Genomic DNA, 7,439 nt, shown 5'->3' on the forward strand with positions numbered 1-7,439 from the left:
TACGCCTTGGATACCTGTTGCAAATTGTTTGCTAACAGTTGTGGAGATCGTCAACATTTTTGCATTTTTCAATTTTGTGGTTGTACTAATGAGGGCATTGGTGATCTTTCTCTTTAGGAATCCATAGGATAAACAGCGTATCAAGATAGAAACCACTGTCACGCTGTTTACTGCCATAGGCGGTGAGTGAAATGACCATTTATTCAATATGCTCTTACTTGCTGTCTTGCATATTCTTTGGAGTGCAAAGAGAGTTGTCCATAGGTTTCTATAAGACCAAAATGTGTTGTAGATATTTTTCCCTTCTAGCGCGACAAAGTTAACACCTCCTTGTAGAGAAGCATAACGAAGATGAGCACTGCTATAACCATATCTACTAGAAGTACTACTTATCAAAAAATAAGCTTCCTGTTTTTCCATAGGTATATAAAAAAAGCCATTCCGTTTGTCTTATTCTTTCCTTAAGACAAATGTCGCATATTGGTTAACAGTTGCATTTTGCTTAGCCATATTGGTCAATCCAGCGTACAAGAGAGCATTGAGGCTTGATCAAATAGTTTGTATTTATGGCACGATGGTTTTTACTTTTGAGTCGCTATCAAGCAGTACTGGTTGTAAGCGAAAATCCCAGAAATTTTTATTTTCTCCTAAAAGGTTTTGTTCAGCATTTGTTTTACTGTGGTTTGATTTTGGTCCATAAGCTTTCAGTATATATTTATAAGGTGAACCACTTATTGTGATATAGTCCTGTGCAAGTTTGAAAGAGTTTTGATTTACTTTCCCAAAAACTTGAATGAGTGAAAGACCACGTGCACTGGTAAGAGCAAAAGCGTCTGCTTTAATATTGTTCTTTTCTAAATGTCCAGTGATATAAACCAGTGTAGTACCTGAAACATCACCGTGAATCAGAAGATGGTCAGCTTTTTGTTTGTTTATGGCAGCACTATCACTCCATTCGACGTTGAAATGAATTTCTGCTTTTCCTGTAGCATTGTAGACTTTTTTAGTATTTGGTCTGCCAGATCCTATGTGCAACGTGTGATAATGATTTTCAGTTGGCTCTTCAAAAACAATAGAGCTGTTATTGATGTTAAGGACAGAAATATCAGAACGTGTTCTTTGAGCAATATCAAGCAGTTTTTTGTTCTGGCTTTTTTTATTTGTGCTTGTTTTCAATGTCCATTTCGTATTGTTTTGCAAATCAAAGACTGTTTTGAATTTTTTTTCAGTGCTCACTTTGCCGTCTAAGATGGAGCGATCGGCGTTTAGTGTAAAAGTGAAATCATTTTTTTTCGTTGAAGCTTCGGTTACTAATAAAACATTGGCACGGATTTCTGAATTTTTGAGATTAGCTTTACCAATTGATTCATTTGCATTAATTCCAGTACCGTTTTTAATATGAAGTTTTGTATTGGTTAAATTGATTTCTGATATTCTATTGTTCTTAGACTTTTCAAATGCGATACCTCTATCTTCTGCTGTGGCAGAAACATTTGTTACATCAATATGTCCATTATTATTTACAACAAATGCACTATTTTCGGCAATTATTGTCCCTCCACTCATTTTGATTGTGCTGCCATTTTCTGAATAAAGTCCGATCTCAGCATTTTTAATCGTTGTATGGCCATATAATTCAACTAAACTGCCAACATCTTGGCTTTCCGCACCGAATCCGTTATTATCTGCTGTTATTAGAGTAACATTCGTGGCTTTAATATGTCCGCCGTTTCCGGCAAATAATGCAGTAGTTTTACCTTGTACTGTTCCTCCCGTTATGGTGATGGTGGATTTTGAATCTTTTGCATAGAGCCCACTGTCATCAGATGATGTAATTTGAGCATTGTCAGTTAAAGTAATAGTACTGCCGTTTATGGCAGATACTGCTGCACCTTTTGCGTTAAATGATCCTCCAGAAACTGTTATTTGAGAACCATTATCTGAAATTATGCTATTGATTGCTTGCGGAACGGTTACATTTTCTAAAGTAATGGCACTTCTTCTTGCAATTATTGCATTGATTAGTAGTGCATTATCCTTACGATTTAATATCGTTACATCTTTCAGTTTGTTATTGCTCTTGTTTTTTAACAAGTGAACGCCTGCTTCGGAAGCAGTAATGGTTCCTCCGATCATTTTGATTGTGCTATCGTTTTGCGCATCAATTCCGATTTTAACGTCACTGATCGTTGTATTGCCAAGCAATTCAATCACACTGTTAGAGCCAGAGGCAGCTGCACCAGCAGCTACACCACTGCCATTATTAGTTGCTTTTAAAGCAACATTTGTAACCGTAATATGGCCACCTATGTCTGCTTCTAAGGCTGTATATTTTCCTGTCACGTTTCCTGTTGTCATTGTAATTGTGGATTTTGAGTCTCGTGCATAGAGGCCTGCTTCATCATGTGACGTAATTTGAGCATTGTCCGTTAAGGTGATACTGCTACCGTTTTGAGCACATATTGTTGCATAGCTTGAATCAAATGATCCTCCAGAGATTGTTATGTTAGAACGATTATTTGCAATTACGCTGTTGTCTGTTTGAGTCACTTTTACATTTTTTAAAGTGAGACCACTTTCTTTCTCTAGAAGAATTCCTTTGCCTGAATTTTTATCTTTACCGGTTGATATTATTACATTTTCTAGTTTACTTTCGGCGCTCTTACTGTTCACGAAGCCAACACCAGTTTTAGAAGTTGTAATAGTCCCCCCAATCATTTTAATTACGCCACCGTTACTTGCCACAAGCCCAACACCAGCATTCTTAATCGTTGTATTGCCATATAATTCAATCATACTATTAGCGCTATTGACTCCTGCGCCTATTATAGGAACATCAGTGACCTTGCCCCCATGTTCATTTGTTGTTAGAGCAATATCCGTGACCTTAATATGTCCACCGTTTTCTGCGACCAACGCTAATTCTCCGGTTACTGTTCCTCCCGTCATTGTGATGGTAGAATGTAAACCATTTGTGTAGAGTCCTTTGCTATTCGATGATGTTGATGTAACTTGAACGTTACCTTTTTTATTGCTGGTTAAAGTAATGTTGCTGCCGTTTCCAGCGTATACCCCTACGTTTTTTCCCTCAAATAATCCTCCAGAAACCGTTACTTTAGAATGATTATTTGCAACTATGCCACTTTTTGCCTGCGTAACTGTTACATTTTCTAAAGTGACGTTGCTTTCCTTGTCGGCACCTATTCCTGTGATTTTAGGCTCTTTATGGTTACTGCCCGATATTTTCACATTTTCTAGCTTGTTTCCATTGCTCTTACTATTATAGAAACCAGCGCCGGTTGCAGAAGCTGTAATGGTCCCTCCGATCATTTTAATCATTCCACTGTTTTGTGCATGAAGACCGATTACAGCATTCTTAATTGTTGTATTCCCATGCAATTCAATCACGCTGTTCGGACCGCCGGCGACAACCGTTCCGATTTTATCATTCGTCGCAGTTAACGCAACATCTGTGACCTTGATATGTCCACCGTTTTCTGCAACCAACGCCATTTTTTCTGTGATTACGCTTCCTCCCGTCATTTCGATTGTGGTTTCTGAATCTGTTGCATGGAGTCCAGTGCCATGAGATGATGTAGTTTGAACATTGTTAGTTAGAGTTACGCGACTGCCATTGTAAGCAGATATTGCTGCCTTTGTGGCATCAAATGATCCTCCCAATATCGTGATTTCAGATTTATTATTTGCTGTAACGCTATTCGTTGCCTTAGTCACTTTTACATTTTCTAAAGTGACTTCACTGTCTTTGTCTGCAAATATTGCAAAAGTTAGTGGAGCTTTGCCTTTGCCACTTGATATTATTATATCTTTTAGCTTGTTTTCAGCATTCTTACTGTTCAAGAATTTAGTGCCAGTGTTGGAAACTGTGATAGTTCCCCCAGTCATTTTCAGTGTAGCACCATCCTTTGCTTCAAGACCGAAGAAAATGCTAGAACCAGTTCCTTTAATGGTTGTACCATCCAGTAATTCAATCGCAGTGTTAGAACCTTCAGCTGTTATAGCGTGCGCATTTGTGCCTATGTTGGTGTTTGTTTTTTTGTTTCCGATTATCGTCAAATGCTTGCCGATAATTTGACCACCTTTTTTTGCGTGAATAATTTCGTAGGTTTCGTTGGAAACTTCTTTTTTATTTTCTGAAATTTCAAGATTTTTAGCTTGTGCATTAAGATTGATACCAGAAAGTACAACTGCCACAATTGCTGTGCAGGATAGAAGAAATTTTTTAGGCATCAGTCTACTTCCTTTTAAAGCCCCCAACATTCATTTTCCCGCTAACTTCATAAGCAGAAGTGGAAATAGATATTGCTTTTATTTTAATAACACAGCACTTTGATATTTTGTTTTGCTTTTTTTGTCAAATTTAAAGTTGTATTTATGTTTAATTATGTAATATTAAATTTATTTCATAATGTATTTTTATATAATTATATTTTAAAAATAAGTTTTTTATTAATGGTACATATTATTTTATATCAATATTCATTTATTTTAATATTTATTGATGTATAATTAAAGAAATACAGTTATATAAAATAAAGTAAAAAATATAATATAAATAAGAATAGTAGTGTTTTTAATATTTTATATTTAGTGGAAAAAGGTGAAATTAGAGTGGATATGTGATAATTGATTGTTCTTACCTACATTATGTATCGAATGAGTTTTTGACAGCAAAAATGAGAGAAGGCTTTAATAGAGCGTTGAGGGTTCTTTGAGTGCTCAGTGTCTTCTTTGAACGAATGAAATATAAAAATATACAGAATCCGCTGATAAGCCACAATTTCCGAAAGGCTACATACTATACAAAACTCCGTTGGATGTAGTTTGACATTAGGTTTTGTACTAAGTGGGAAGAGGTGAGATTAGTTAGAAATACGTGATAATTTATTGTTTTTATGGTTATTTTTTACCATTAAATGCGCGTTTTGTAAAATGGCATGGGGCAAGGACCATCCCGTTTTAACAAGCGCCATTATCAAAACCATTGCCGCCCTGATGGCTTTTAACATTGCTCTACGTGTGTTGCGCTTTACCATGACTGGCGCACACGTCTTGGTTTATTTTGGTGCTGATACCACCACCATTACGCGTTGGAAAAATATAATCGCCAATGCTTTTGATCTCTCTCAAGTTTGGCAAAAGTTTAAACAAGAGCTTTCCTCTGTTGCCGAGTGGTTTGGCAATTTGTGGGAGGGCGTTAAACAAAGCTTTTCCAACTTTTGGCAATGGTTGAAGAGTTTTTTTACACAGGAAAAGCTCTCGGATGCTGCCAAGGCTGGTATGGAACAAGCGGGCGAAGATCTGGCTAATTCGATTGTCGATGGCTTTATGTCGTCTATCTCACAATTGATGGATTTTTGTAAATCTTTGCCTAGCCGCATTAAGGGGTGGATTGGTTCCATTGATGTAAGAGAGTTTTTGCCAAGTTTTTTGGGGGGTAAAACAGCCATTCAACCGATTGCACAATTTGCAGGGGCGGGGCGTGCAAATTCCCCTTTCACAGAAGCAAAAGGCAAAGAGCATTTCACTATCACACACAATCAAAATGTCACAGTGCATGTCAATGGTGCGCGTGATCCTGTTGCCACCGGTCGTGCGGTTGCCCATGCCATTCAACGGGTACGCGCCAATGCATTGCATGGCGGGACAGAATGAGGGGAGGGAGCCTATGAGAGATCCTTTGATGATGTTAGGACCGCATCAATTTTATGTGGACTGGCTGAATTTCCAATCCTTTGAAGAAGAGTTTTCTGCCTCATGGGTTTGTATGGAGCGTTTTGGCAGGTCCCCCAGTTTGCAATTTACCGGCTATGGCAATGATGCAAAAACCATTCATGGCGTTTGGTTTCCAGAAGAATTTGGTGATCGTGTAGCCATTGATGCTATCACTACAACTATTCGAAGAGCAAAGCCGGTCCAGATGCTTCGTTGGATTAATGATACGACCTATAGTGTCCTTCTCCATGGATCCGTAGTAATCACCACGATCAATAAAGACCATGACTATATCAGTCGCTCTGGTCAATCCCAGCGCATCCGCTATTCCATTACGCTCTTGCCCTTTTTTAATGGCGGAAAACCACAAGGACAATACCAAGAGAGACAAATCCAAGTGGGACAAACTTTATGAAGATACCCAAAAAGCGCGTTATTGTAGAGCTAGAGGATATGAGCCTCGATCTCCTTTGCTTTCACCATGTCATGGCAGTGTTCAGAGACCGGAGGCAAGCTGGTTTACTCAAAGGCTATTTAGAAGCCACACTGGAAGCTAATCCAGAGATTGCCAAATATGGTGTGTTTTTACCACGGGGCTTAAAGGTCATGCTGCCTGAATTTGTTAGCCAAGAAAAGAACAGCATGGTGAAGCGGTTATGGGATTAATGCGTACACACCCTTTTATTGTGGTCAAGGTGGGAGACAAACCTGTTCATGAGGTTTTTTACCAGCGTCTTTTAACCGCAACTATCACGGATCATGCCGGTAATGAAGCCGATACATTTGAAGCAGAGTTTGATGATAGTGGTAATGATTTAGAGGTTCCCTCCAGTAACAGTGCGCTACAGGTGATCTTTGGTTATGAGAACAGCATCAGTGCATTTATGGGGTGTTTTGTTGTGGAGTCAGTGGTCAGTTGTGGTGGCAGTGATGGAGAGATCTTGCGCCTTTGTGGCAAAAGTGCCTCGATGCGTAAAGAGCTCAAAGAACAGGTGAGTGAGCATTTTGATCACAAAACTGTTGGTGAGATTGTTGAGACACTTGCCAAACGCCATGGCTATCAAGCAAAGGTTAGTCCCCAGTTCACTCAACAAAATTTGCCTTATGTGATCCGCACAGATCAATCGGCTGTTGATTTTTTAACCCGCCTTGCCGATCGCATGCGGGCACGTTTTTTGATCAAAGACCATAAGTTTTTATTTTTAAGCGGGGATAATTTACCAGCACTCGAACTTTATAAAAATGACTGTTCCAACTGGGAATTCACATTAGAACCACGCACGCAATACGGCACCATTGAAGCTTCTTATTTTGATCGCTCAAAAGGGCAGCAATGCCAAGTCAAACATCAGACAGGGTTTAGCGGTCCCGTGCGGCGTTTGCGGACTTGTTACACTTGTGAGGAGGAAGCACGAGCTGCTGCTGCTTCCGAGTCGGACAGATTGTGTCGTGCTGTGGGGAGTGGTTCTTTGACCCTTGAGGGACGCCCTGAAATCATGGCGGATCAACCTCTCATCCTTCAAGGGTTTCGTGGGCAAATCAATGGACCATGGAAAGCTGCAACCGTCACCCACCGCTATGAAAAACAAAGCGGATACACCACAGAAATCACCTTTGAGGCACCAGACAAGGGAAAAGAGGCAGGAGAAAAGGAAACCTCTGAGTGACAGAAAATCAAAGGGACAACTTGACCCTTTGATCGG

At 39.4% G+C, this 7,439-nt stretch carries 5 protein-coding genes and 1 pseudogene; 4 read left to right on the plus strand and 2 right to left on the minus strand.

Going from position 1 to position 7,439, the window contains the following annotated elements:
* Both ACFIL8_RS06795 and ACFIL8_RS06800 read right to left on the minus strand, forming a co-directional pair.
* Window positions 1–420: pseudogene (locus ACFIL8_RS06795) on the minus strand (autotransporter outer membrane beta-barrel domain-containing protein); the annotation flags it as partial.
* A 144-nt stretch (window positions 421–564) separates the two neighbouring features.
* Entirely contained in the window at window positions 565–4,251 is a 3,687-nt protein-coding gene (locus ACFIL8_RS06800) for a right-handed parallel beta-helix repeat-containing protein (RefSeq protein ID WP_375689217.1), read from the minus strand.
* Between the two features lie 702 nt (window positions 4,252–4,953).
* Between ACFIL8_RS06800 and ACFIL8_RS06805 the strand changes: the two genes are divergently transcribed.
* The 4 genes from ACFIL8_RS06805 to ACFIL8_RS06820 are packed head-to-tail and all read left to right on the plus strand — an operon-like array spanning window position 4,954 to window position 7,403.
* Window positions 4,954–5,676 (plus strand): hypothetical protein, encoded by a 723-nt coding sequence (locus ACFIL8_RS06805; protein ID WP_375689219.1) that lies wholly within the window; start codon window positions 4,954–4,956, stop codon window positions 5,674–5,676.
* Between the two features lie 13 nt (window positions 5,677–5,689).
* Entirely contained in the window at window positions 5,690–6,151 is a 462-nt protein-coding gene (locus tag ACFIL8_RS06810; protein ID WP_375689221.1) for a phage tail protein, read from the plus strand.
* Window positions 6,148–6,402 carry a tail protein X gene (locus ACFIL8_RS06815; protein ID WP_375653960.1) on the plus strand — a complete coding sequence of 85 codons (255 nt, stop codon included), beginning with the start codon at window positions 6,148–6,150 and terminating at the stop codon, window positions 6,400–6,402. The genes ACFIL8_RS06810 and ACFIL8_RS06815 overlap by 4 nt, the downstream gene beginning before the upstream one ends.
* Window positions 6,402–7,403: a phage late control D family protein gene (locus ACFIL8_RS06820; protein ID WP_375689223.1), complete on the plus strand. Its 1,002-nt coding sequence runs from the start codon at window positions 6,402–6,404 to the stop codon at window positions 7,401–7,403. Before ACFIL8_RS06815 ends, ACFIL8_RS06820 begins: the two co-directional genes overlap by 1 nt.
* The last annotated feature ends 36 nt before the right edge of the window (window positions 7,404–7,439 follow it).

The sequence above is a fragment of the Bartonella sp. AP57NXGY genome, from assembly GCF_042195805.1.
GTDB lineage: Bacteria > Pseudomonadota > Alphaproteobacteria > Rhizobiales > Rhizobiaceae > Bartonella.

What these genes read in the sequence shown, in the direction of transcription:
- ACFIL8_RS06800 (WP_375689217.1), bottom strand. Translation starts at nt 4,251, where the DNA reads ATGCCTAAAAAATTTCTTCTATCCTGCACAGCAATTGTGGCAGTTGTA.
- ACFIL8_RS06805 (WP_375689219.1), top strand. Translation starts at nt 4,954, where the DNA reads ATGGCATGGGGCAAGGACCATCCCGTTTTAACAAGCGCCATTATCAAA.
- ACFIL8_RS06810 (WP_375689221.1), top strand. Translation starts at nt 5,690, where the DNA reads ATGAGAGATCCTTTGATGATGTTAGGACCGCATCAATTTTATGTGGAC.
- ACFIL8_RS06815 (WP_375653960.1), top strand. Translation starts at nt 6,148, where the DNA reads ATGAAGATACCCAAAAAGCGCGTTATTGTAGAGCTAGAGGATATGAGC.
- ACFIL8_RS06820 (WP_375689223.1), top strand. Translation starts at nt 6,402, where the DNA reads ATGCGTACACACCCTTTTATTGTGGTCAAGGTGGGAGACAAACCTGTT.